This window comes from Streptomyces sp. NPDC031132, assembly GCF_055570595.1.
Genome location: NZ_JBVIGX010000003.1, coordinates 247,331 through 269,745, shown reverse-complemented (window position 1 = coordinate 269,745; position 22,415 = coordinate 247,331). Strand labels below are relative to the sequence as shown.

25 protein-coding genes, 1 pseudogene and 1 riboswitch are annotated in these 22,415 nt (G+C 70.8%); of the genes and pseudogenes, 11 read left to right on the top strand and 15 right to left on the bottom strand.

What is annotated here, in order from left to right; genetic code table 11:
* Positions 1-30: 30 nt before the first annotated feature.
* Positions 31-867 (bottom strand): DMT family protein, encoded by an 837-nt coding sequence (locus tag ACZ49B_RS06920; protein WP_468301582.1) that lies wholly within the window; start codon positions 865-867, stop codon positions 31-33.
* A 97-nt stretch (positions 868-964) separates the two neighbouring features.
* Between ACZ49B_RS06920 and ACZ49B_RS06915 the strand changes: the two genes are divergently transcribed.
* Both ACZ49B_RS06915 and ACZ49B_RS06910 read left to right on the top strand, forming a co-directional pair.
* Complete coding sequence (locus ACZ49B_RS06915; RefSeq protein ID WP_468301231.1) at positions 965-1,303, top strand: hypothetical protein; 339 nt, start codon at positions 965-967, stop codon at positions 1,301-1,303.
* Between the two features lie 5 nt (positions 1,304-1,308).
* Positions 1,309-2,499, top strand: coding sequence for a glutathionylspermidine synthase family protein (locus ACZ49B_RS06910; protein ID WP_468301228.1), 1,191 nt, complete (start codon positions 1,309-1,311; stop codon positions 2,497-2,499).
* Positions 2,500-2,559: 60 nt separating this feature from the next.
* Here ACZ49B_RS06910 and rocD read toward each other — a convergent pair whose 3' ends face one another.
* Complete coding sequence (gene rocD, locus ACZ49B_RS06905; RefSeq protein ID WP_468301579.1) at positions 2,560-3,747, bottom strand: ornithine--oxo-acid transaminase; 1,188 nt, start codon at positions 3,745-3,747, stop codon at positions 2,560-2,562.
* 167 nt (positions 3,748-3,914) lie between these two features.
* Positions 3,915-4,005, top strand: a riboswitch (ZMP/ZTP riboswitch).
* Between the two features lie 35 nt (positions 4,006-4,040).
* On the opposite strand from rocD, the gene ACZ49B_RS06900 reads away from it, so the two are divergent.
* The 4 genes from ACZ49B_RS06900 to ACZ49B_RS06885 all read left to right on the top strand — a co-directional run bounded on the left by ACZ49B_RS06900 (position 4,041) and on the right by ACZ49B_RS06885 (position 8,341).
* Positions 4,041-5,309: a serine hydroxymethyltransferase gene (locus ACZ49B_RS06900; protein WP_468301224.1), complete on the top strand. Its 1,269-nt coding sequence runs from the start codon at positions 4,041-4,043 to the stop codon at positions 5,307-5,309.
* Between the two features lie 196 nt (positions 5,310-5,505).
* The gene (gene trpS / locus ACZ49B_RS06895) at positions 5,506-6,519 is read left to right on the top strand and encodes a tryptophan--tRNA ligase (RefSeq protein ID WP_468301221.1); all 1,014 of its coding nucleotides are present in this window, start codon (positions 5,506-5,508) and stop codon (positions 6,517-6,519) included.
* 120 nt (positions 6,520-6,639) lie between these two features.
* Positions 6,640-7,257 (top strand): 2'-5' RNA ligase family protein, encoded by a 618-nt coding sequence (locus ACZ49B_RS06890; protein WP_468301218.1) that lies wholly within the window; start codon positions 6,640-6,642, stop codon positions 7,255-7,257.
* 169 nt (positions 7,258-7,426) lie between these two features.
* On the top strand, positions 7,427-8,341 hold the full coding sequence (locus ACZ49B_RS06885; RefSeq protein WP_468301215.1) for a YihY/virulence factor BrkB family protein: 915 nt from the start codon (positions 7,427-7,429) through the stop codon (positions 8,339-8,341).
* Positions 8,342-8,391: 50 nt separating this feature from the next.
* Here ACZ49B_RS06885 and ACZ49B_RS06880 read toward each other — a convergent pair whose 3' ends face one another.
* Positions 8,392-9,648 carry a D-alanyl-D-alanine carboxypeptidase family protein gene (locus ACZ49B_RS06880; protein WP_468301213.1) on the bottom strand — a complete coding sequence of 419 codons (1,257 nt, stop codon included), beginning with the start codon at positions 9,646-9,648 and terminating at the stop codon, positions 8,392-8,394.
* A gap of 121 nt (positions 9,649-9,769) precedes the next feature.
* On the opposite strand from ACZ49B_RS06880, the gene ACZ49B_RS06875 reads away from it, so the two are divergent.
* From ACZ49B_RS06875 to ACZ49B_RS06865, 3 genes and pseudogenes are all read left to right on the top strand, one after another.
* Positions 9,770-10,030, top strand: a complete 261-nt coding sequence (locus ACZ49B_RS06875; protein WP_468301210.1) for an SCO4848 family membrane protein — start codon at positions 9,770-9,772, stop codon at positions 10,028-10,030.
* Positions 10,027-11,346, top strand: a complete 1,320-nt coding sequence (locus ACZ49B_RS06870; RefSeq protein ID WP_468301207.1) for a metallophosphoesterase — start codon at positions 10,027-10,029, stop codon at positions 11,344-11,346. The genes ACZ49B_RS06875 and ACZ49B_RS06870 overlap by 4 nt, the downstream gene beginning before the upstream one ends.
* A gap of 120 nt (positions 11,347-11,466) precedes the next feature.
* Positions 11,467-12,538: pseudogene (locus ACZ49B_RS06865) on the top strand (ABC transporter substrate-binding protein).
* 37 nt (positions 12,539-12,575) lie between these two features.
* On the opposite strand, the gene ACZ49B_RS06860 reads toward ACZ49B_RS06865, so the two are convergent.
* The 3 genes from ACZ49B_RS06860 to ACZ49B_RS06850 are packed head-to-tail and all read right to left on the bottom strand — an operon-like array spanning position 12,576 to position 14,158.
* A complete protein-coding gene (locus ACZ49B_RS06860) occupies positions 12,576-13,301 on the bottom strand; it encodes a TetR family transcriptional regulator (RefSeq protein WP_468301204.1) in 726 nt (241 codons plus the stop codon).
* 11 nt (positions 13,302-13,312) lie between these two features.
* Entirely contained in the window at positions 13,313-13,750 is a 438-nt protein-coding gene (locus ACZ49B_RS06855) for a thiol-disulfide oxidoreductase DCC family protein (protein WP_468301201.1), read from the bottom strand.
* A gap of 3 nt (positions 13,751-13,753) precedes the next feature.
* Complete coding sequence (locus ACZ49B_RS06850) at positions 13,754-14,158, bottom strand: hypothetical protein (RefSeq protein ID WP_468301198.1); 405 nt, start codon at positions 14,156-14,158, stop codon at positions 13,754-13,756.
* A gap of 277 nt (positions 14,159-14,435) precedes the next feature.
* Between ACZ49B_RS06850 and ACZ49B_RS06845 the strand changes: the two genes are divergently transcribed.
* Complete coding sequence (locus ACZ49B_RS06845) at positions 14,436-15,050, top strand: CAP domain-containing protein (protein WP_468301194.1); 615 nt, start codon at positions 14,436-14,438, stop codon at positions 15,048-15,050.
* 4 nt (positions 15,051-15,054) lie between these two features.
* Here the strand turns inward: ACZ49B_RS06845 and ACZ49B_RS06840 are convergent, their stop codons facing one another.
* Entirely contained in the window at positions 15,055-15,267 is a 213-nt protein-coding gene (locus ACZ49B_RS06840) for a hypothetical protein (RefSeq protein WP_468301191.1), read from the bottom strand.
* Positions 15,268-15,336: 69 nt separating this feature from the next.
* Entirely contained in the window at positions 15,337-16,149 is an 813-nt protein-coding gene (locus ACZ49B_RS06835; RefSeq protein WP_468301188.1) for an alpha/beta fold hydrolase, read from the bottom strand.
* A gap of 53 nt (positions 16,150-16,202) precedes the next feature.
* Here ACZ49B_RS06835 and ACZ49B_RS06830 point away from each other — a divergent pair, with 53 nt between their 5' ends.
* Positions 16,203-16,841 carry a DUF4132 domain-containing protein gene (locus tag ACZ49B_RS06830; RefSeq protein WP_468301185.1) on the top strand — a complete coding sequence of 213 codons (639 nt, stop codon included), beginning with the start codon at positions 16,203-16,205 and terminating at the stop codon, positions 16,839-16,841.
* On the opposite strand, the gene ACZ49B_RS06825 is transcribed toward ACZ49B_RS06830, so the two are convergent.
* The 7 genes from ACZ49B_RS06825 to ACZ49B_RS06795 all read right to left on the bottom strand — a co-directional run bounded on the left by ACZ49B_RS06825 (position 16,817) and on the right by ACZ49B_RS06795 (position 22,400).
* Complete coding sequence (locus ACZ49B_RS06825; protein WP_468301182.1) at positions 16,817-17,389, bottom strand: hypothetical protein; 573 nt, start codon at positions 17,387-17,389, stop codon at positions 16,817-16,819. The two genes, ACZ49B_RS06830 and ACZ49B_RS06825, sit on opposite strands and share 25 nt — an antisense overlap.
* A 55-nt stretch (positions 17,390-17,444) precedes the next feature.
* The gene (locus ACZ49B_RS06820) at positions 17,445-18,059 is read right to left on the bottom strand and encodes a Uma2 family endonuclease (protein WP_468301179.1); all 615 of its coding nucleotides are present in this window, start codon (positions 18,057-18,059) and stop codon (positions 17,445-17,447) included.
* 151 nt (positions 18,060-18,210) lie between these two features.
* On the bottom strand, positions 18,211-18,978 hold the full coding sequence (locus ACZ49B_RS06815; RefSeq protein WP_030290692.1) for a succinate dehydrogenase iron-sulfur subunit: 768 nt from the start codon (positions 18,976-18,978) through the stop codon (positions 18,211-18,213).
* Positions 18,978-20,732 carry a succinate dehydrogenase flavoprotein subunit gene (gene sdhA, locus ACZ49B_RS06810; protein WP_468301175.1) on the bottom strand — a complete coding sequence of 585 codons (1,755 nt, stop codon included), beginning with the start codon at positions 20,730-20,732 and terminating at the stop codon, positions 18,978-18,980. The genes ACZ49B_RS06815 and sdhA overlap by 1 nt, the downstream gene beginning before the upstream one ends.
* 23 nt (positions 20,733-20,755) lie before the next feature.
* A complete protein-coding gene (locus tag ACZ49B_RS06805) occupies positions 20,756-21,253 on the bottom strand; it encodes a succinate dehydrogenase hydrophobic membrane anchor subunit (protein WP_053786358.1) in 498 nt (165 codons plus the stop codon).
* Positions 21,254-21,261: 8 nt separating this feature from the next.
* Positions 21,262-21,642, bottom strand: a complete 381-nt coding sequence (gene sdhC / locus ACZ49B_RS06800) for a succinate dehydrogenase, cytochrome b556 subunit (RefSeq protein WP_078987295.1) — start codon at positions 21,640-21,642, stop codon at positions 21,262-21,264.
* A 152-nt stretch (positions 21,643-21,794) separates the two neighbouring features.
* Positions 21,795-22,400, bottom strand: a complete 606-nt coding sequence (locus ACZ49B_RS06795; RefSeq protein WP_468301170.1) for a 2-oxo-4-hydroxy-4-carboxy-5-ureidoimidazoline decarboxylase — start codon at positions 22,398-22,400, stop codon at positions 21,795-21,797.
* Between the last annotated feature and the right edge of the window lie 15 nt (positions 22,401-22,415).

Sequence of the window (22,415 nt, the reverse complement as noted above, 5' to 3'; positions counted from 1 at the left end):
GCCTCAAACGCCGGCGGGGCCGGGTTTGCCTCAAGCGTCGGCGGGGCCGGGTTCTGTCGGCGGTTCGCCGAAGCGGGTCAGGAGGAGGGCTCCGGCGACCGATACGGCGAAGCCGAGGACGGCCAGCCAGGTCAGGCCCTCGCGGGTGCGGTCGCCGAGCCAGGCCACGCCCACCAGCGCCGGGCCGATCGTTTCGCCGATCACCATGCCCGCCGTGGCCGTCGTCACCGAGCCCCGTTGCAGCGCGGAGGTGAGCAGCAGGAACGCGGCGCCCCCGCCCAGCAGCAGTGCGTACAGCGCCGGGTTCGTGAGCGCCGCCGCCGAGATGTCGTCGATGAGGCGGACCGCCACCTCCACCACCCCGAAGCCCGTCCCCGCCGCCAACCCCAGGACCAGCGCCCGGGAGCGGTCGGGGAGTCCGCCCGCCACGGCCCCCACCAGCAGCACCAGCCCGGCCACCACCAGCAGCCCCAGCTTCAGCGCGAACGAACCCGTTCCCGAGCCCTCCTCGCCCGACGCCAGCCCCAGCATCGCCAGCCCCGCGCACACCATCCCCACCGCGCCCCACTCGGCCCCGCTCAGCCGTACGTGCAGCAGCCGCGCCGAGACCACCGCCGTCACCGCGAGGCTCGCCGCCAGCGCCGCCCCCACCGTGTAGATCGGGATGTTCTTCAGCGCCACGATCTGGAGGACGAACCCGGCCGCGTCCAGCCCCAGGCCCAGCACGTACCGCCACTGCCGTGCCGCCCGCAGCAGCAGCGCCGTGTCCACCCCCGACCCGGTTCCCGGCTCCACCGCCCGCGCGGCCATCGCCTGCAGGACCGACGCCGTACCGAAGCAGACCGCCGCACCGAGCGCGCAAACCATCCCAAGAAGCACGAATTGACTCTAGGTCATGGAGGTGACGAGAGGGTTTCGACGGCCGGATTCCATCGCTTCGCCACCCCGTTCTAGTCTGTCCGCCATGGATGGCATGGACGACAGCAGTAGTAGAAGCAGCAGCAGCACCACCCGACGCCGTATGCGCTCCGGCAGCGTCGCCCTCGGCGGCATGGGCCTGCTCGCCGCCGCCCTCGTGGCCTGCGGCAGCAGCAGCGAGCCCGACAAGCGCTGCGTGGACCGCCTCACCATGGAGAAGCTGAACAGCAAGGAGTGCAAGAGCGGCAGCGGAAGCAGCAGCAGCCGCGGCGTGTACTACTACGGCGGCAGCGTCTCCAACAACCGGGTCAGCGGCGGCAGCTTCGACAAGTCCGCCGTCACCCGCGGCGGCATCGGCGGCCACTCCAGCTCCAGCGGCGGCTGAACCGCGTGCGCCGTCACACCATCGAGCCGCGCCCCGACTGGCAGAAGACCGTCGAGGAGCAGGGGCTCATCTACCCGCTCACCCGCTACCCCGACGACTCCCTGCGCCCCTACTGGGACGAGAGCGCGTACTACTCCTTCTCGCTCCCCGAGGTCGAGGCGCTGGAGAACGTCGTCGAGGAGCTGCACGCCATGTGCCTGGCCGCGGCCGCGCACATCGTCGAGCACGACCGCTTCGCGGACCTCGGCATCACCGACCCGCGCCTCGCGGAGCGCATCGCCGAGTCCTGGCGCCGGCGCGCCGAACAGCCCTCCCTGTACGGCCGGTTCGACCTGCGTTACGAAGGCGACGGCAGCCCGGCCAAGATGCTGGAGTACAACGCCGACACCCCCACCTCCCTCGTGGAGGCGGCCAGTCCGCAGTGGTTCTGGATGGAGGAGCGCTTCCCCGGCGCCGACCAGTGGAACTCCCTGCACGAGCGGCTCGTCGAGGCCTGGCGCCGGCAGGCGGAGCTGCTGCCGCCCGGCCCGCTGCACTTCGCGCACTCCGAGACCGACGAGCTCGGCGAGGACCTGATGACGGTCGCCTACCTCCAGGAGACCGCCGAGCAGGCGGGCCTGGACACCGAGGCGCTGTCCGTGGAGCAGATCGGCTGGGACAGCCTGTCCGGCCGGTTCGTGGACCAGAAGCTCGGCTTCATCCGCAGCTGCTTCAAGCTCTACCCGTGGGAATGGCTGGCCACCGACGCGTTCGGCCCGCAGGTCCTCGGCACGTACGACCACGGCGGCGGCTCCGGGACCACCACCTGGATCGAGCCGCTGTGGAAGATGCTGCTGTCCAACAAGGCGCTGCTGGCGATCCTGTGGGAGCTCTTCCCGGAGCACCCGAACCTGCTGCCCGCCTACCTGGACGGCCCGCGCGAGCTCGCGGAGACCACCGGGTTCGCCGCCAAGCCCCTGCTGGGCCGCGAGGGCGCCGGGGTCACCCTGCACCCGGCCGGCGGCGAGCCGTTCGTACCGGACGAGGACGAGACGTACGTCTTCCAGGGCCTGGCCCCGCTGCCCGACTTCGACGGCAACCGCGTGGTGCTCGGCGCGTGGGTCGTCGAGGAGGAGGCGGCCGGCCTCGGCATCCGCGAGTCGGCGGGCCCGGTCACGGACGAGTACGCCCGCTTCCTGCCGCACGTCATCCTGTAGCCGCAAACGCGGCCGGGAGCTGCCCGGCTCCCGGCCGCGCCCGCGGCGCCGGATCCGGGGTCAGCCGGTGGCCAGCACCGTCCGCAGCTGGTCCAGGCCCCAGTCCAGGTCCTCCTTGCTGATCACCAGCGGCGGCGCGATCCGGATCGTCGACCCGTGCGTGTCCTTGACCAGCACGCCCCGCTCCATCAGCGCCTCGGAGATCTCCCGGCCCGTGCCGTGGCCCGGGGCGATGTCGACGCCCGCCCACAGCCCCCGCCCGCGTACGGCGGTCACCGCACCCCCGCCGACCAGCAGGTTCAGCTCCCGGTGCAGGTGGTCGCCGAGCTCGGTGGCGCGCTGCTGGTACTCGCCGGTCCGCAGCATCGCGATCACCTCCAGGGCGACCGCGCAGGCCAGCGGGTTGCCGCCGAAGGTGGAGCCGTGCTCGCCGGGCTGGAACACCCCGAGCACGTCCCGGTCGGCGACGACGGCCGACACCGGGACGACGCCGCCGCCCAGCGCCTTGCCGAGGACGTACACGTCCGGCACGACGTCCTCGTGCTCGCACGCGAACGTCTTCCCGGTCCGGCCCAGCCCCGACTGGATCTCGTCCGCCATGAACAGGACGTTCCGCTCGCGCGTGAGCTCCCGTACGCCCCGCAGGTAGCCGGCGGGCGGCACCAGGACCCCCGCCTCGCCCTGGATCGGCTCCAGCAGCACGGCCACGGTGTTCGCCGTGACGGCCGCGGCCAGCGCGGTGAGGTCCCCGTACGGCACGATCTCGAACCCCGGGGTGTAGGGCCCGTAGTGGTCGCGGGCCTCGTGGTCCGTCGAGAAGCTCACGATCGTCGTCGTGCGGCCGTGGAAGTTGCCGGACGCGACCACGATCTTGGCCTGCCCGTCCGGGACGCCCTTGACCTGGTAGCCCCACTTGCGCGCGGTCTTCACCGCCGTCTCCACGGCCTCCGCGCCCGTGTTCATCGGCAGCACCATCTCCTTGCCGCACAGCGCGGCGAGCTCGGTGCAGAAGTCGGCGAACCTGTCGTGGTGGAAGGCCCGCGAGGTGAGGGTGACCCGCTCCAGCTGCGCCTTGGCGGCGTCGAGCAGACGCCGGTTGCCGTGGCCGAAGTTGAGCGCCGAGTAGCCCGCGAGCATGTCCAGGTAGCGGCGGCCCTCCACGTCGGTCATCCACGCGCCTTCCGCGGACGCCACGACGACGGGCAGCGGGTGGTAGTTGTGCGCGCTGTGGGCCTCGGCGGAACGCATGGCTTCAGCAGTTGTCGACACGGGGTCTCCGATCGTCGGTCAGGCGGGCCGGGTGACAGGGGTGACGAGGGTGGTGCCACCGGCGTCACATCACCTTGTATACGGCTATACGTCGCTCGTATACCGGACGGGGAAACCTTTCCTGTGGACCGCCCGCTAAGGTGGGCGGCACGCACGGCGACTGGCGTACGGAGAACCAACTCCGGGGGAGTCGTGCGCGCACGACCGCATTCAGGGCCGCTCGCCTGGGCCTCGCGGGGACGAGATCTGACATCGACCCCGGAGGAGCCGCCATGAGCGCGAGCCGCCACCCCGCCCTTCTCGCCACCGATCCCGAGCTGGCGTCCTACGTCACCGCCGAGGAATCCCTGCAGGCGGAGACCCTGCGCCTGATCCCCAGTGAGAACTACGTGTCCGCCGCCGTGCTCGAGGCCTCCGGCACGGTGCTGCAGAACAAGTACAGCGAGGGCTACCCGGGCCGCCGCTACTACGAGGGCCAGCAGAACATCGACCGCGTCGAGGCGCTGGCCGTCGAGCGGGCGAAGGGCCTGTTCGGGGTGGACCACGCGAACGTCCAGCCGTACTCCGGCTCGCCGGCGAACCTCGCGGTGTACCTGGCCTTCGCGAAGCCCGGCGACACGGTGATGGGCATGGCCCTGCCGATGGGCGGCCACCTGACGCACGGCTGGGGGGTCTCGGCGACGGGGTCCTGGTTCCGCGGCGTCCAGTACGGCGTCTCCGCCGAGACGGGCCTGATCGACTACGACGCGGTACGCGACCTCGCGCTCGCGGAGCGCCCGAAACTGATCTTCTGCGGCGGCACGGCCCTCCCGCGCACGATCGACTTCGAGGCGTTCGCCTCGATCGCCCAGGAGGCGGGCTCGATCCTGGTCGCGGACGTGGCCCACATCGCGGGCCTGATCGCGGGCGGGGCGCACCCGTCCCCCGTCGGGCACGTGGACGTGGTCTCCACGACCACGCACAAGACGCTGCGCGGCCCGCGGGGCGCGATGCTGATGTGCCGCGAGGAGCACGCGAAGGCCATCGACAAGGCGGTGTTCCCTGGCCTCCAGGGCGGTCCGCACAACCAGACGACGGCGGGCATCGCAGTGGCGCTGCACGAGGCGGCGCAGCCGTCCTTCGTGACGTACGCGCACGCGGTGGTGGCGAACGCGAAGGCGCTGGCCTCGGCTCTGCTGGAACGGGGCTTCGACCTGGTCTCGGGCGGTACGGACAACCACCTGATCCTGATGGACCTGACCTCGCGGGGGGTGCCGGGCAAGATGGCGGCCAAGGCGCTGGACCGCGCGGGGATCGTCGTGAACTACAACACGGTCCCGTTCGACCCGCGCAAGCCGTTCGACCCCTCGGGCATCCGCATCGGCACGCCGTCGCTGACCTCGCGGGGCCTGGGCGTGGAGCACATGCCGGCGGTGGCGGACTGGATCTCCCGGGCCGTGGACGCCGCCGCGAAGTCGGACGAGCCGGCTCTGGCCGCGATCCGCAGCGAGGTGGCGGACCTCCTCGCGGCCCACCCGGCCCCGGGTCTCCCGGTCTCCTGACCGGTTCGGGCCGCTGCGCGGGGCTCGCCCCTCCCCGCCCTTCTCCCGTTCACCGGGCTCCCCCGGACCTGGTCCTCGAACGCCGGACGGCTGGAATCAGCCCCGCCGGCGTTCGAGGCGCCGGGGTCCGGCGCGGAGCCCCGGGAATCGGTCGGGTGCGGCCCGGCAGGGCTTCGGCACCTGAGAGAATGGGGCCATGGCTTCTGATCGTCCTCGCGCGCTCTCCGGTATCCAGCCCACCTCCGGTTCGTTCCACCTCGGGAACTACCTCGGAGCCATCCGCCAGTACGTCGCCCTGCAGGAGACGCACGACGCCTTCTACATGGTGGTCGACCTGCACGCGATCACCATGCCGCAGGATCCGGTCGCGCTCCGCGCCAACACCCGGCTCTCCGCAGCGCAGCTCCTCGCCGCCGGTCTCGACCCCGAGCGCTGCACGCTCTTCATCCAGAGCCACGTCCCCGAGCACGCACAGCTCGGCTGGGTCATGAACTGCATCACCGGCTTCGGCGAGGCCAGCCGGATGACCCAGTTCAAGGACAAGTCCGCCAAGGGCGGCGTCAACAACGCCACCGTCGGCCTGTTCACGTACCCGATCCTCCAGGTCGCCGACATCCTGCTCTACCAGGCGAACGCCGTCCCCGTCGGCGAGGACCAGCGCCAGCACATCGAGCTGACCCGCGACCTGGCCGAGCGCTTCAACCAGCGCTACGGCCAGACGTTCACCCTGCCCGCCGCGCACATCGTCAAGGAGGTCGCGAAGATCTACGATCTCCAGGATCCGTCGATCAAGATGTCGAAGTCCGCGTCGTCCCCCAAGGGCCTGATCAACCTCCTCGACGAGCCCAAGGTCACCGAGAAGAAGATCAAGAGCGCGGTCACCGACACCGAGGCCGAGGTCCGCTTCGACGCCGAGCACAAGCCCGGCGTCAGCAACCTGCTCACGATCTACTCCACCCTCACGGGGGAGTCGATCACCGCCCTCGAGGCCCGGTACGAGGGCAAGGGCTACGGCGCGCTGAAGACGGACCTGGCCGGCGTGATGGTCGATTTCGTCACACCGTTCAAGCAGCGCACCCAGGAATACCTGGACGACCCGGAGACGCTGGACTCCATCCTGGCCAAGGGCGCGGAGAAGGCCCGCGCGGTCGCCGCCGAGACCCTGGCGCAGGCCTACGACCGCCTCGGTCTGGTCCCCGCGAAGCACTGACCCGGGGCTGACGAACCGGTCAGGGAAAGACGCTCTGGCAATCCGGGGGGTGCTGGCCCCACACTGGGTCGGCAGGACCCGTACGCAACCTGTACGCACCAGACGACGGAGGAGACATACGTGGGGACCGTAACGCTCGGCGTTTCGATCGCGGTCCCGGAGCCGTACGGCAGCCAGCTCCAGGAGCTGCGCACCGGCTTCGGGGACGCTGCCGCGCACGGCATCCCCACGCATGTCACCCTCCTGCCGCCCACCGAGGTGGAGGCGGACCGGCTGCCGGAGATCAGGGCCCACCTGTCCGAGGTCGCGGCCGCCTTCGGCCCCTTCGCGATGCGGCTCGCCGGCACCGGCACGTTCCGCCCGCTCTCGCCGGTCGTCTTCGTCCAGGTCGTCGAGGGCGGTACGGGCTGCACCCGGCTCCAGGGCCTGGTCCGCGACCCGGACGGGCCGCTCGACCGGGAGCTGGCGTTCCCGTACCACCCGCACGTCACGGTCGCCCACGGGATCTCCGAGGAGGCGATGGACCTGGCGTTCACGACCCTCGCCGAGTACGCGGCGCAGTGGACCTGCACGGGCTTCGCGCTCTACGAGCAGGGCTCGGACGGGGTCTGGCGCAAGCTGCACGAGTACCCCTTCGGCAGCGGCCCGGTCAACGGCGTCCCGGCGCAGCTCGGGTCACCGGTCGACGAGGCGGCGGGGGCCGCCGGTGCCGCCGAGACCGCCGTACGACGCTCCTGACGACGCGGCCTGAGCGTGTGGCGGGCGTGGAACCGGAGCGTGCGCAGGACCAGGGTGTGAAACGGACGGTCGTCCATCGGACGCACTTCGCGAAAAGTCACAATCGACGACCGTAGTGCCCAAAACCGGCAATCCCGGCTATTTCCTTCAGCTCCTTTACGGTGACCCCATGGACTGGCTGACGAAACTCCCGGTGATCGGGCCACTCGTGGTCCGGCTGATGCGGACGCACGCGTGGCGTGCCTACGAACGCCTCGACCGGGTCCACTGGAGCCGGCTCGCCGCCGCGATCACCTTCATCAGCTTCCTCGCGCTCTTCCCGCTGATCACCGTGGCCGCCGCCATCGGCGCGGCGCTGCTCAGCCAGGAGCAGCTGGACCGGCTCCAGAAGAGCCTCGCCGAGCAGGTCCCCGGCATCTCCGAGCAGCTCGACCTCAACGGCCTCGTCGCCAACGCGGGCACGATCGGACTCGTCGCCGCCGCCCTCCTGCTCGTCACCGGCATCGGATGGGTCGGCTCGATGCGGGACTGCCTGCGCGCGGTGTGGGAGAAGGACGACGAGGACCTGGGGAACCCCGTCGTCCGCAAGGGCAAGGACGCGCTCGTGCTCGTCGGCCTCGGCGGCGTGGGCCTGTGCTCGGCCGCGGCCTCGATCCTCGGCTCGAGCGCGGTCGGCAAGTTCGGCAGCTGGCTGGGCGTGCCGCAGCAGGGCGCGGGCGGCGTGCTCCTGCGGGTCGGCGCCTTCCTCGTCGGCGTCGTGGCGGCCTTCCTGATCCTGCTCTACGTGCTGACCCTGCTGCCGGGCGTCGAACCGCCGCGCCGCCACCTCATCCAGGCCGCCCTCCTCGGCGCGGCCGGCTTCGAACTGCTGAAACTGCTGCTCAGCGGCTATATGCGCGGGGTCGCCGCGAAGAGCATGTACGGGGCCTTCGGCGTGCCGGTCGCCCTGCTGATCTGGATCAACCTGATGGCGAAGCTGCTGCTGTACTGCTCGGCCTGGACGACCACCCGCGCCGCGGACGGCGACGGCGCGCAGGACGCGCAGGAGCCCGAAGCGCCCGCGAACCGGGAGCAGGCGGCGTAGCGGGCCGGGGAGCTCCAGGAGGCCTGGGAGGCCTACGACACCGGGGAGGCCTAGGACGCCTGGTCGCCGCCGTCGCTGCGGCGGCCGCGCGGGCCGCGCGGCCAGCGTCGGTTGACGGCGTACGCCCCGCCCGCGATCACGGCCAGCGCACCGCCCGCGATGCCGAGCGCGGTGCCGACACCGCCTCCCGCGCCCTCGCCGGCCGCCGAGTGGCTGTTCTCGTGCGACTGGGCGGGGGAGCCGATCGAGGAGGTGTCCGCGCTCTTCGGCGGAACCAGCTCGCCCACCGGCTTGACCTTGCCGATGGCCGCGAAGCCCCAGTCGAAGAGGCCGGCGGTCTCCTCGTAGACGGAGTTCAGGCCGCCCGCGCTCGGGTTCATCACCGTGACCAGCAGCTTCTTGTTGCCCTGCTGCGCAGCGCCGGTGAAGGTGGAGCCGGCCATGGTGGTGTTGCCGTTCTTCACCCCGGCGATGCCCTTGTACGGGGAGAGGCCGCCCGAGCCCGTCATCAGCCGGTTGGTGTTCTGGATCTCGAAGTACTCGCGCGGCTTCCCGGGCTCCTGCAGGCCGGGGAACTTCGCTTCCGCCGTCCCGCAGTACTCGCGGAAGTCCTTCTTCTGCAGGCCGGAGCGGGCGATGAGGGTGAGGTCGTACGCGCTCGACACCTGCTCAGGGGCGTCGTACCCGTCGGGGGACACGACGTGGGTGTCGAGGGCCTGCAGCTCCTCGGCGTGCGCCTGCATGTCCTTGACGGTCTTCTCGATGCCGCCGTTCATGGCGGCGAGCACGTGCACGGCGTCGTTCCCGGACCGCAGGAACACCCCGAGCCACAGGTCGTGCACCGAGTACTCGTGGTCCTCCTTGACCCCGACCAGGCTGGAGCCGGCCCCGACGCCGTCCATGTCCTGATCGGTGACCTTGTGGACCTTGTCCTTCGGGAGGCTGGGCAGCACCGTGTCCGCGAAGAGCATCTTCAGGGTGGAGGCCGGGGGCAGCCGCCAGTGCGCGTTGTTGGCGGCCAGCACCTCGCCCGTCTCGGCGTCGGCCACGATCCACGAACGCCCCGTCAGGTTCGTCGGCAGGGCGGGGGCGCCGGCCAGCGGGTTCACCTGGACCCCCGGCTTGCCGAGCAGGGCTCCGCCGACGGTGGACATCGACGCCGGCGGCCCGCCCGCGGCCGGGGCCTTGGGCGGCTGCCCCTTCCCGTCCGGCAGCGGGGTGGGCGCGGCGTGCGCGGGCACCACGAGCATCGCGGGGACCAGCAGCCCGGCGGAAAGGACCGTCAGCGCGGTCTTCTTGGCAGACACGCAGGTGAAAGTACATCCCGATCGGCTGTCTGCAGCCCGGGACCGGCCAACATGGCCGAACCACCGCCGGTACAGCCCACCCCGACGCGGCCGTCCTGGGGACCAAACCGATACTGGGGGCATGAAACTCAGCCGTGCCGTCTCCTGGTTCCTGCTCGCCTTCGGAGTGTGGAGCTGGTTCATCTGGGTAACTTTCGTCCGGAACCTGTGGAAGGACGCCAGCGGTCTGGCTTTCGACGCGGCGGGCGAACCGACGGCCTACTTCTGGGTCCACCTTCTCCTGGCCATCGCCTCCTTTCTCCTGGGGACGGCCGTTGGTGTGATCGGGTTGCGCGGCGTCCTCGCGCTGCGGCGTGCATCACGCCGGGGTCCGAACGCGTGAAGATCGCGATTTTCGTGGTGATCGCAGGGCTGGTCCTGGCCCTGCTGGTGCTGGTCCACCGCTGGCTGTGGATCCGTCTGGTCCGCGATACGACGCGCCCGCGCGGCACGGCCCGCCGGATCGGCACCACCCTCGCGTTCACCCTGCCGATCCTCTCGCTGGCCGCCCTGACCACGGGCCGCGCCGGCGCCCCCTTCTGGCTCCAACAGTCCGTGGCCTGGCCGGGTTACATGTGGCTCGCGGTCCTCCTGTACCTGAGCCTGGCGATGCTGCCGGCCGAACCGGTCCGAGCCCTCCTCCTCCGCGGCCGGGCCGACCGAATCCCACCCCGCCGGCGTTCGAGGCGCGGGGTCTGGGGCGGAGCCCCGGGGAACGGCGGAAGGGCGGATGGGGGAGCAGCCCCGCAGGGCCCCGCGACCGCCCTCGACGACGACCCGCTCCCGCCCGAGCAGAGCCAGGGCCCGGCGGCCCCGGCCCACGAGCCCGCCGGAGCGACCCGCCGCCAGTTCGTCGCCCGGGCGGTCGGCGGCGCAGCCGCCCTCGCGGCAACCGGAACCGTAGCCACCGGCACGTACGGCGTCCTCCGCGGCCCCCGCGTCAAGCGCGTCCAGGTCCCCCTGGCCAAACTGCCCCGCGCCGCGCACGGCTTCCGGATCGCCGTCGTCAGCGACATCCACCTCGGCCCGGTCCTCGGCCGCGCCCACACCACCCGCATCGTCGAGACGATCAACCGCACGCAGCCCGACCTCATCGCCGTCGTCGGCGACCTCGTGGACGGCAACGTCCACGACCTCGGCAGCGCCGCCGAGCCCCTGCGCCGGCTCCGCGCGCGGCACGGCTCGTACTTCGTCACCGGCAACCACGAGTACTTCTCGGGCGCCCAGCAGTGGATCGACCACGTCCGCGAGCTCGGCCTGACCCCCCTGGAGAACGCCCGCCGGGCGCTCCCGTACTTCGACCTCGCCGGCGTCAACGACGTGCAGGGGGAGACCGAGGGCCACGGCCCGGACTTCACCGCCGCCCTCGGCGACCGCGACCGGGCCCGCGCCGCCGTGCTCATGGCCCACCAGCCCGTCGTCATCCACGAGGCCGTCCGCCACGGCGTCGACCTCCAGCTCTCCGGGCACACCCACGGCGGCCAGCTCTGGCCGGGCAACTACCTCGCCGAGCTGGCCAACCCCACCGTCGCCGGCCTCGAGCGCTACGGCGACACCCAGCTCTACGTCTCCCGCGGAGCCGGTGCCTGGGGACCCCCGGTCCGGGTCGGCGCGCCGTCCGACATCACGGTCGTCGAACTCGCCTCATACCAGGCCTGACCGGTCGCAACCGGTAACGACCCGCCGCGAATCGGCCTTCCCGGGGTCCGATTTCCATGAGGGGATGACCGTTAGGGCGTTCGCACGCCCTGGACGGGGTGGGGCGGGGTGGGGTCAAGGATGCAGGCTGTCCGCACGAAGATCATCGCGGTCGGGCTGGTCGTCGGCGTGGCCGGTGTCGGCGCCTGGCAGCTGCTGCCCGAGGAGGGCCGCGGCAGCGGGACCGCCCTGCGGGTCGGGACGAGCGACGCCGTCTCCTCCCTCGACCCCGCCGGGGCGTACGACGCCGGCTCCTCAGGTCCGGCTCCGGCACCCCCGTCCCGGACGCGGCCTCCGCCTGCAAGTTCCTCGGCCAGAAGCTCACCACGTACCAGTGCGAGCTCCGCCCCGGCCTGAAGTTCGCGGGCGGCCGCGCCGTCACGGCCGAGGACGTCAAGCACTCCTTCGACCGGATCAAGGCGATCAACTCCGACCAGGGCCCGGCCCCGCTCTTCAACACCCTGGAGTCGGTCAAGGCCGAGGACCGCACCGTCACCTTCAACCTCTCCGCGCCCGACGCCACGTTCCCCTTCAAGATCGCGACGGGTGCCGGCTCGATCGTCGACAAGGAGAAGTACCCGGCGAAGGCCCTGCGCGAGGACGGCAAGGCCGACGGCTCCGGTCCCTTCACCCTCGGCGCGTACCGGGCCGGCACCAGCGCCGAGCTCAAGCCCAACCCGGGCTACCTGGGCCAGGACAAGCCCGCCGGGACGGCCGTCACGGTCCGGTACTTCAAGGACTCGGCCCAGCTCGACCAGGCCTGGCAGGACCACCAGATCGAGGTCGCCCACCGCGGCATGCCGCCGGACGTGCTCGCCGGCCTCAACCCTGGCCTGAAACCATCGGCTGGATCGCCGACTTCCCGGACGCGGACAACTTCCTCGCCCCGCTCGTCGGCGCCGACTCCAGCATGAACAACGGCTTCTCCGACAAGGCCGTGGGCGAACTGATCGCCCGTACCCAGTCCTTCTCGGACCGCGCCCAGGCCTCCGGCGACTTCCGCGAGCTCCAGAAGCTGGTCGCCCAGCACGTCCCGATCCTGCCCATCTGGCAGAAGAAGGACTACGTCATGTCCCGCGACGCCGTCTCCGGGGCCCAGTACCTCTCCGACGGCACCGGCGTCTGGCGCCTGTGGGAGCTCAACTGGCTCTAGGGGGTGCCCAGGGGGTGGCGGCGGATCAGGCCGGTCCCTACGCCGGGTCCGGGTCGGAGGCCCGCTTCTTCTTCGACACCACCGTCTGCGCCATCCCCGGCAGGAAGTCCGCGAACAGCTCGTGGACCTCGCGCACCAGCGGCCGCAGCACCCGGAACCGGGCCAGGACGATGCCCCGGGTCGTGAGCTGCGCGCCGCGCTCCGCGAGCCGCCGCGTCTTCTCGCTGTTCGGGGACCGGTCGAAGACCCAGTACAGGACGAGCCCCATCTGCGAGAGCCACATCAGCTCCGGCAGTACGTCGGCCAGCTCGTCCGGGACCTTCGTCTTCGCGCCCGCCAGCACCTCGCGGTGCATGTCGATCGCCGCCTTGCGCGCGGGTTCCGATTCGGGGGAGAAGGGGCTGAGCGGGCTCTCCGGGTCCGCCGCGTTCTTGAAGAACTGCGAAGCGAACTCATGGTACGGCGCCGCGATGTCCAGCCAGCTCGTCAGCACGCCCGCGAGCCGCTTCTGCAGATCGGTCTCGCTGTCCAGGATGGGCCGCACCGCCGACTGGTGTGCGGCGCCGATCCGGTCGTAGAACCCCTGGACGAGGTGTTCCTTCGACGCGTAGTAGTAGTACGCGTTGCCGACCGAGACCCCTGCCTCCTTGGCGATGGCCCGCATGGTCGTCTTGTCGAACCCGCGCTCCTGGAAGAGACGGAGCGCGGTTTCGAGGATGAGCGTGCGGGTCTGCTCGCTCTTGGGAGCCTTCTGATCAGTCACGGTGTACGAGCCTATCCGGGTACGGCGCAGTGGTCGTCACAGGCCGGTGCCTCCGGCTCCACTTCACCCTCCGGCCCGGGCCCGGTCCGTACTGCCTGCCGCCATGCCGAGGCCGTGTACATGGCGGCCCGGGCGAAGGGCCGGCCCGCCGGTGTGGCGAGCCAGTTCGCCTTCGGCCGGTGCTCCACCAGCGCCCACAGGCACACGATGAAGGCGTCGGTACCGGTCCACACCTGCCCCGAGTCCCCGATGACGGTGATCTCGCGGAGCGTCGCCGCATGGTCGAGCTGCGGGTAGCGCCGCTGCGCCTCGTAGGACCCGGCCGGGATCAGCCGGAGCGGTACGAGCCAGCGCTGCCCGAGGAGCCAGTGCCGGATGTGCACGCAGAGCGGGCAGTCGGCGTCGTACAGGACGGTCAGGTGGTGCGTGGCCGTCGTTGCCGTGGCCATCGGTCAGGCCCCGGCCGGAGCGGTCCACGTCTGCGGGGCGACCGGCGGGGTCTGCTGGCGCTCCATGATCCCGCGACGGCGCATCTTGTTCAGCACCCAGACGTTGCCGAGGTGCATGACGCCGAGGACGAGCAGGACGACACCGAGCTTGACCGACAGTGCCTCGAAGAGCTGGCGGGCCGTGTCGATGGCGACGTCCGAGCGCAGGTAGAGCGTCACGAAGCCGATGTTGACGAGGTAGAACCCGACCACCAGCAGGTGGTTCACGGCGTCCGCGAGCTTCTCGTTCCCGTGCAGGACGTCGGCGATGAAGATGCGCCCGTTGCGGCTGAGCGTACGGGCCACCCAGACGGTCAGCGCGATGCTGATGAGCAGGTAGATGACGTATGCGACGACGGTGAGGTCCATGCCCTCGCCCCCCTTGAACGTGTTCAACTTGTTGGCAGGACTGACTGTAGACCTCTTTTTGAACAGGTTCAAGCCGTCGGGGGAGCGTGATCCACGAGATCGGCGGCGCAGCGGCAACCGAGGTCCGGGGGCGTGCTCTTGGAGTGCGCGTGCGAGTGCCGCGTCAGGGGGGAAGGGCCCCGCCGGGCCGTACGCCTGCGACGGCGCCCGGATGGCGGGGCGACGGGGCGGGTGGCAGCCTGAAGGGGCGGGGGCGTGAAAGGGGAGGTGGATCTCCTTGAGCAGGCCCGTTTCACTCGTCTCGAGAACAGCACGGACCCTGGCCGTGGCCGGAATCCTGTCGGCCGCGCTCGTACCCGTCTCGGCGGCGCCGGCGACGGCCGTCACATGTGACGCCGCGGCCGCTGCCCGGGCGCCGACCAGCAGCAACGACAGCGCCGCGCGGAACGCGGTGATCTGCCTCATCAACAACCAGCGCACGCAGCGGGGGCTGCCGGCGCTCACCGTGAACCAGGCCCTGACGAACGCGGCGCAGCAGCACTCGGCCGCGGCCGTGCAGCAGAAGTGGTGGGGCCCGGGCAGGGATTCCCACACCAACCCCCAGACCGGTTCGACACCGGGGACCCGGATCAAGGCCGCGGGCTACTGCCCGAACCCCAGGTCGTGGGGCTACGCCGAGATCACGTACACGGGCTGGGGCGGCTCGGGAACCCCGAACGCCGCGGTCAACTGGTGGGTGAACGTGAGCACGTACGGCCACCGGCAGATCGTCCTCGACCCGTCGATGCGGGAGATCGGCGCCTGGGCCCAGCCGGGCTCGGCGGACCGCGCCGGAGCCGGCGCGAGCCAGGCCGGCACCTACGTGGTGACGTTCGGCCGCTGCCAGCAGTGACCGGTCACTCGGCCTCGGGACCCTGCGGGGCGCGCTTCTTGGGCTGCGGCCGGCCGGCGGCCAGCAGCTCCTCGACATCGAGCGTGACCTTGGCGCCGAGGCTGTCGGGCAGGGTGGCCGGCTCGCCCGGCGCGTAGAAGGTGGCCGGCCCGCCGTGGCCGAGGTCGCGGACCCGGGTGCCGAGCGCGGCGGCGGTGCGCTCGAAGGCGGCCGTCACCTCCCCGGCGGAGAGGGACCGGTCATCGGGCCCGGGGCCCGGTGGCCACCTCGGCGATCCAGGCCGGCATCACTGCAGGAAGTCGAGCAGCAGGGCCGTCGTGTCTTGCGGGCGTTCCAGGGACGGGAGGTGGCCGGCCCAGGGGAGTTCGAGGTGGCGGGCGCCGGGGATGCGGTGCGCGAGGTCGGCGGCGATGTCGCGGAAGTCCTCGACGTCGTGGGCGCCGCCGATCGCGAGGGTCGGGGCGGCCACGGCCCCGAGGTCGACCTCGCGCTCCGGGAGCTCGTGGCCGTCCTCCACGGTCCGCGCGACGTCGTAGATGCGGCCCTGCATGGTCCGTACGAGCGCCCGGACCGCCTCGTCCGCCGACGGGCCGAGCCAGGTGTCCACCATCAGCTCCACCGCCCCCGCGACGTCCCCCGCCTCGAGCAGCGCGTCCTCCGCGTCGGCGACCTTCTGGAGGGCCGGGCCGCGCGTCTGGGCAGGGACGGCGGAGCAGAGCAGGGCCAGTGCGGACACCCGCTCCGGGTGCCGGGCCGCGATCCCCAGGGCGACGCGGCCGCCGTACGAGGACCCGGCGAAGGCGGCCCGTTCGATGCCGAGGGAGTCCAGCAGGTCCAGTACGTCGTCGACGTCGCGGTAGGGCGCGACGGCCGGCGGCGAGTCCCCGCAGGTACGGAAGTCGGCCCGGACGACCCGGAACCCGGCCTCGGCCAGCGGGCCCCACTGCGGCTCCCACATCCGGCGGTCGCAGACGGAGGAGTGCAGGAGGACCAGCGCCGGGCCGTCCGTCGGGCCGGCGACGTCGTGGGCGAGGAGGGGGTTCACGGGGTTCATGGGGTTCGCGGGGCTCACAGGGCTCATGGGGTTCGTGGAAGTCATGGGGGCATCCTGTCCGAGTCGCGGGCCAACCGCCCCTGGATATCGGGCAGCCGATGCGCTGTCAGAGGGCCCCCTTACGCTCCTGGTCTCCCGTCGACCGCGAGCCGGCCGAGGTGGACGCCTGGCAGGACTGGCTCGAACGGCAGGGCATCACGCAGCCGTTCAAGCAGGCCCACCGCGAGGTCTACCCGCTCACCGACGCCGAGCTGCGCACCGGGCCGTACTCCAACCGGTTCGCCGCGCACTTCCTGCGCCAGCACCAGTTCCACTCGCCGGCCGCGGTCCGCGGCCGGCGCAACAAGTTGCGCCTCGCCGTGGACGACAGCACGCCGCCCGCCGTGCGCGAGCTGCCGCAGTGGGGGCTGCGCGCCGAGTACTGGATCGAGGGAGACAGCGGGGACGGCACGTACGAGGACATCACCGACTCGGGCAGCTTCCTGCGGCTGCGCACCGACCAGGTCCGCTTCTACCCGATCGACGCCCCGCAGAACGTGGCGCACGCATGCGGCGGCGACTACACGATGTGGCTGCGGGGCGGCGAGGCGCCGGTCGACCCGGTGCCGCCGGCCGAGGTCCCCGCGCTGGTGCTCAGCGAAGTCCTGCGCGACGTCGACCTGTTCGTCGGAGTGGCGGACGACACCGGCATCACCGACCCGACCGTCACCCGTCAGATACTCAGGGAACGGGCGTAGTTGATCTGGTTCATCACCCAGGGGAACGTTCCCGCGTCGACCGCAGGGATCATCGTGGAGTGGTGGCGGCCGCCGCTGGTGACGGTGACCTGGATGTAGCCGGTGGTGGTCTTCTCCTTCATGAGGAGGAAGAGCAGGCCCAGCAGGCAGAACAGGAAGAAGATGATCGCGAGCACGACCGCGTGCGTCGGGATCTTCGTCTCGGTGCGGGAGAAGTCCGAGGCGTTCCACATCGCGCCCTTGAGCGGCATCGCGCCCGAGGGGGTGATGATCTGGTCCCCGGCGATGGTGATGTCGCCGAGGGACAGGCCGGAACCGCCGGCGCCCTGCGGGGCGGCCGGGTAGGCCGGGGGCTGCATCGGCGGCTGCGCCTGGGCGGGGATGCCCGCGCCGCCGACGGTCGGCTGGTAGCCCGGTGCGGGCGGAGTGGCGGGGTACCCGTACCCGGCGCCCCCGGGGGCCGCGGGATACGGCGGCGGATAGCCATAACCGGGGCTCCCCGGAGCCCCGTTGTCACTCGCGTACGGATTCGGCTGCTGCTCGCTCATGCGCTCGATCTTTCCACAGCCACCCCCGGCCGAGTACCCCGGTCGGGGGAGCCGTCTATTCGCTTTCGGGCTTGCGCTGCGCGGCGGCCAGGACGGCGGCGACGTCCAGGGTCACCTTGGCGCCGATCGACTCGGGCAGGGTGACGAGCTCACCGGGAGCGTGGATGCGGTGGGTGGCGTACTCGTCCGCCGCCGGCTCGGTGAGGACGTGCAGGCGGTTGTGCCTGCGGTCGACGATCACGTACACCGGGACCTTGGCGTTGGCGTACGCGGTGACCTTCGTCCGCAGGTCGGCCTGGTAATTGCTGGAGGTGACCTCCAGCACCAGGCGGAAGACGACGGGGTCGTAGCAGTTGTTCTCGACGTAGTGGTCGTCGGCGTCCGCATCCACCACGGCGAGATCGGGAATGACGTAACCCTCGCGACCGTCCGGGAGCCAGAGGCCGACCCCCTGGAGCACGTCGGTTTCCTCCTCGTCAAGGCCGGCGGCGATGAAGGGGCGCATGAGCTTGGTGAGGGCCCGGGCGTGGCCGCGGTCCGGGGGTGGCGTCACAAGCATGTGCTCTTCGACGATCTCGACGCGGTAGCCGGGATTCCGCTCCATGAGCGCATTGGCCGCATCGAGCAGTGGCCACGTACCGGTGGGGTGCTCAGCGGGTGCTGCGGACATCACGTGCCTCCCGTGGGCTGCTGTCGAGAGCATCATCGTAGGACGGGAACGGGCACCGCGGCGGGAAACCGGGCCCTCACCCGAACGGGCGAGGGCCCCGCCCCGGAACGGATTCCGGGGCGGGGCCCTCGTACAGCTGACTGCCGGGCGGTCAGAAGCGGCGCGTGATCAGGGCGCGCTTGACTTCCTGGATCGCCTTCGTGACCTCGATGCCGCGGGGGCACGCGTCGGTGCAGTTGAACGTCGTGCGGCAGCGCCACACGCCGTCCTTGTCGTTCAGGATCTCCAGCCGCTGCTCGCCGGCCTCGTCACGCGAGTCGAAGATGAAGCGGTGGGCGTTGACGATCGCCGCCGGGCCGAAGTACTGCCCGTCGTTCCAGAACACCGGGCACGACGAGGTGCACGCCGCGCACAGGATGCACTTCGTGGTGTCGTCGAACCGCTCGCGGTCCTCCGCCGACTGCAGACGCTCACGCGTCGGCTCGTTGCCCTTGGTGACCAGGAACGGCATGACGTCGCGGTACGCCTGGAAGAAGGGGTCCATGTCGACGACGAGGTCCTTCATCACCGTGAGGCCCTTGATGGCCTCGACGGTGATCGGCTTCTCCGGGTTGATGTCCTTGATCAGCGTCTTGCAGGCGAGCCTGTTCTTGCCGTTGATCCGCATCGCGTCGGAGCCGCAGATGCCGTGCGCGCACGACCGGCGGAAGGTCAGCGTGCCGTCGAGGTCCCACTTGATCTTGTGGAGACCGTCGAGCACGCGCTCCTTCGGGTCGATCTCGATCTGGAAGTCCTGCCACTGCGCCTCGTCCGAGATCTCGGGGTTGAAGCGGCGGATCCGGAACGTGACCGTGATGTACGGGGAGGCCGCGGCCGCCTCTTCCATCTTGTCCGTCTTGGACAGGGTCGGGGTAGCCATCAGTACTTACGCTCCATCGGCTGGTAGCGGGTCGTCACGACCGGCTTGTAGTCGAGCCGGACCGAGTCCGAGCCATCGGCTCCGACCTCGCGGTACGCCATGGTGTGGCGCATGAAGTTGACGTCGTCGCGGTTCGGGTAGTCCTCGCGGTAGTGACCGCCGCGGGACTCCTTGCGCGCCAGCGCGGACACGGCCATGACCTCGGCCAGGTCGAGCAGGTTGCCCAGCTCGATGGCCTCCAGCAGGTCCGTGTTGAAGCGCTTGCCCTTGTCCTGGACGGACACGTTCTTGTAGCGCTCCCGCAGCTCCGCGATCTTCTCGACCGCGGTCTTGATGGTCTGCTCCGTACGGAACACCATCACGCAGGCGTCCATCGTCTCCTGGAGCTCCAGGCGCAGGTCGGCGACCCGCTCCTTGCCCGTGGAGTTGCGCAGCTGCTCGACCTGGGCGATGACCTGCTGCGCCGGGTTCTCGGGGAGCTCGACGTAGTCGTTCTCCTGCGAGTACTTCGCCGCGGCGATACCGGAGCGCTTGCCGAACACGTTGATGTCCAGCAGCGAGTTGGTGCCGAGGCGGTTGGCTCCGTGCACGGAGACGCAGGCGACCTCGCCGGCCGCGTACAGGCCCGGGACGACGGTGGTGTTGTCCGCCAGGACCTCACCCTCGACGTTCGTCGGGATGCCGCCCATGGCGTAGTGCGCGGTGGGCTGGATCGGGATCGGGTCCGTGTACGGCTCGATGCCCAGGTACGTGCGCGCGAACTCGGTGATGTCCGGGAGCTTCGCGTCGAGCTGCTCCGGCGGCAGGTGCGTCAGGTCCAGGTACACGTGGTCACCGGCCGGACCGCAGCCGCGGCCCTCACGGATCTCGGTGTAGATGGAGCGCGAGACGACGTCACGGGACGCGAGGTCCTTCATGACCGGCGCGTACTTCTCCATGAAGCGCTCGCCGTCCTTGTTGCGGAGGATGCCGCCCTCACCGCGGGCGCCCTCCGTCAGCAGGATGCCCATGCGCCAGATGCCCGTCGGGTGGAACTGGAAGAACTCCATGTCCTCGAGCGGCAGGCCGCGGCGGTAGCAGGCCGCCTGGCCGTCACCCGTGAGGGTGTGCGCGTTGGAGGTCACCTTGAAGAACTTGCCGGTGCCGCCGGAGGCGTAGATGACGGCCTTCGCCTGGAACACGTGGATCTCGCCGGTGGCGAGCTCGTACGCGACCACGCCGGCCGACTTCTTGACACCGTCCTCCTCGACCAGCAGCTGGTCCAGGACGTAGAACTCGTTGAAGAACTCCACGCCCTCCTTGACGCAGTTCTGGTACAGCGTCTGGAGGATCATGTGGCCGGTGCGGTCCGCGGCGTAGCAGGACCGGCGGACCGGCGCCTCGCCGTGGTTGCGCGAGTGGCCGCCGAAGCGGCGCTGGTCGATGGTGCCGTCCGGGGTGCGGTTGAACGGCAGGCCCATCTTCTCGAGGTCGAGGACCGCGTCGATGGCCTCCTTCGCCAGGATCTCGGCGGCGTCCTGGTCGACCAGGTAGTCACCGCCCTTGACCGTGTCGAAGGTGTGCCACTCCCAGTTGTCCTCTTCCACGTTCGCCAGCGCGGCGGCCATGCCGCCCTGCGCGGCACCCGTGTGGGAGCGGGTGGGGTAGAGCTTCGTCAGCACCGCGGTGCGGCTGCGCTTCGTCGATTCGATCGCGGCGCGCATGCCGGCGCCACCTGCGCCGACGATGACGGTGTCGTACTTGTGGATCTTCATTGGATTCGCCTCAGCCCCGTTGCCTAGCGGATGTTCGGGTCGAAGGTGAAGATCACCAGCGTGCCCAGAAGGATGGTGAACACCGTGGCGGTGTAGAGCAGGCCCTTCAGCCACAGCCGCGTGTTGGCACGCTCCGCGTAGTCGTTGATGACGGTACGCAGGCCGTTGGCGCCGTGCAGCATGGCCAGCCACAGCATCAGCAGGTCCCAGACCTGCCAGAACGGGGACGCCCAGCGGCCGGCCACGAAGGCGAAGCCGACCTTGGAGACGCCGCCGTCCAGCACCAGCTGGATGACGAGGTGGCCGATGACCAGGACGACGAGGACGATGCCCGAGAGGCGCATGAAGAGCCACGCGGCCATCTCGAAGTTGCCGCGGGTCGAGCGCGGGGTCTTGCCCGTGCGCTTGCGCGGGGCCTCGATGTACGGCGCCGGGTTGTCGACGTCGTAGAGGCTCACGCCCTCCACGTCGCCGATGGCCTGGGCGGAAGAAGCGTCAGAAACCGTGTTGTTCGAAGACATGGCGCGTGTCACTTCCCGAACAGTTCAGCAGCTGCGTGACCGAGGACGGGGTACAGGGCCCCGGCCATCAGGATGATCCAGACGATCATCACGCCCCAGAGCATCTGCTTCTGGAGACGGGGGCCCTTGGACCAGAAGTCCACGGCGATCACACGGAGACCGTTCAGCGCGTGGAAAAGGATGGCGGCCACGAGGCCGTACTCCATCAGCGCGACGATCGGAGTCTTGTAGGTAGCCACGACATCGTCGTACGCCTCGGGGGAGACGCGGACGAGAGCGGTGTCGAGGACGTGTACGAACAGGAAGAAGAAGATGAGGACGCCGGTGACTCGATGAGCCACCCAGGACCACATTCCTTCCCGGCCGCGGTACAACGTTCCAGCCGGCACGGAAAACCCTCCGGAAGCGGGGCGGGGGCCAGCCGGCTTCTTTGTCGGTCGGGCCCGGCCGGGTACGGTCCTCCGGCCCCGGACATCGTAGCGACGCTTTGTCGGTTCCCTCGCGCCGGGTCCATCGGTGTGATCAAACAGGCACGGACGGACTATCCCACAGGGGCGAATAGCCCTGAATCCGCGGCAGAAACCCCGTCCCGCGAGGTCAGCCAATGTGTCAGATCCGCCAGCCGGACCTGGGCGAGGCGGCGCAGCTCGTCCGCCGAGATCGACCGCTCCTCGTCCGCCTCGAGCTCCATCCGGCGTCGGACCGCGGTCAGCAGCTGGTCCGCCTGCTCCTCCGGCGGATGCCCGTCCAGGCAGATCACGAAGGCGTGACCGAACTTGCGCTCGTACTCCGCATGGGCCGCGTCGAGCGCCAGCAGCGCGGCGTACGGGGCCCCGTGGTCCAGCTCCACCGGGACCTCCGACGCCAGTGCCTCGCTCAGATCCGCCTGGGAGAGGTCGTACGAGGCCTCGTCGGCGGCGGCCAGCAGCGTGTCGGGATCCGGGTAGGGGCGGTGGGTCGCCACCCGCTGGGCCCAGCGACGGCTCCCGCAGCAGTGCAGCAGGACGGCCTCGGCGGCTTCGGGGGAGAGGGCGTTGAACCGCGCCAGCCCGGAGCCGTGAGAAGGATCGGAGCTGCCGCGGGCCTGTGCCGGAAGGTGGCTGGACAGCGGGGGGCTCCTCGGGGCGCGGCGCGGGTGTACCGCCACGCTAGCGACGCGGGG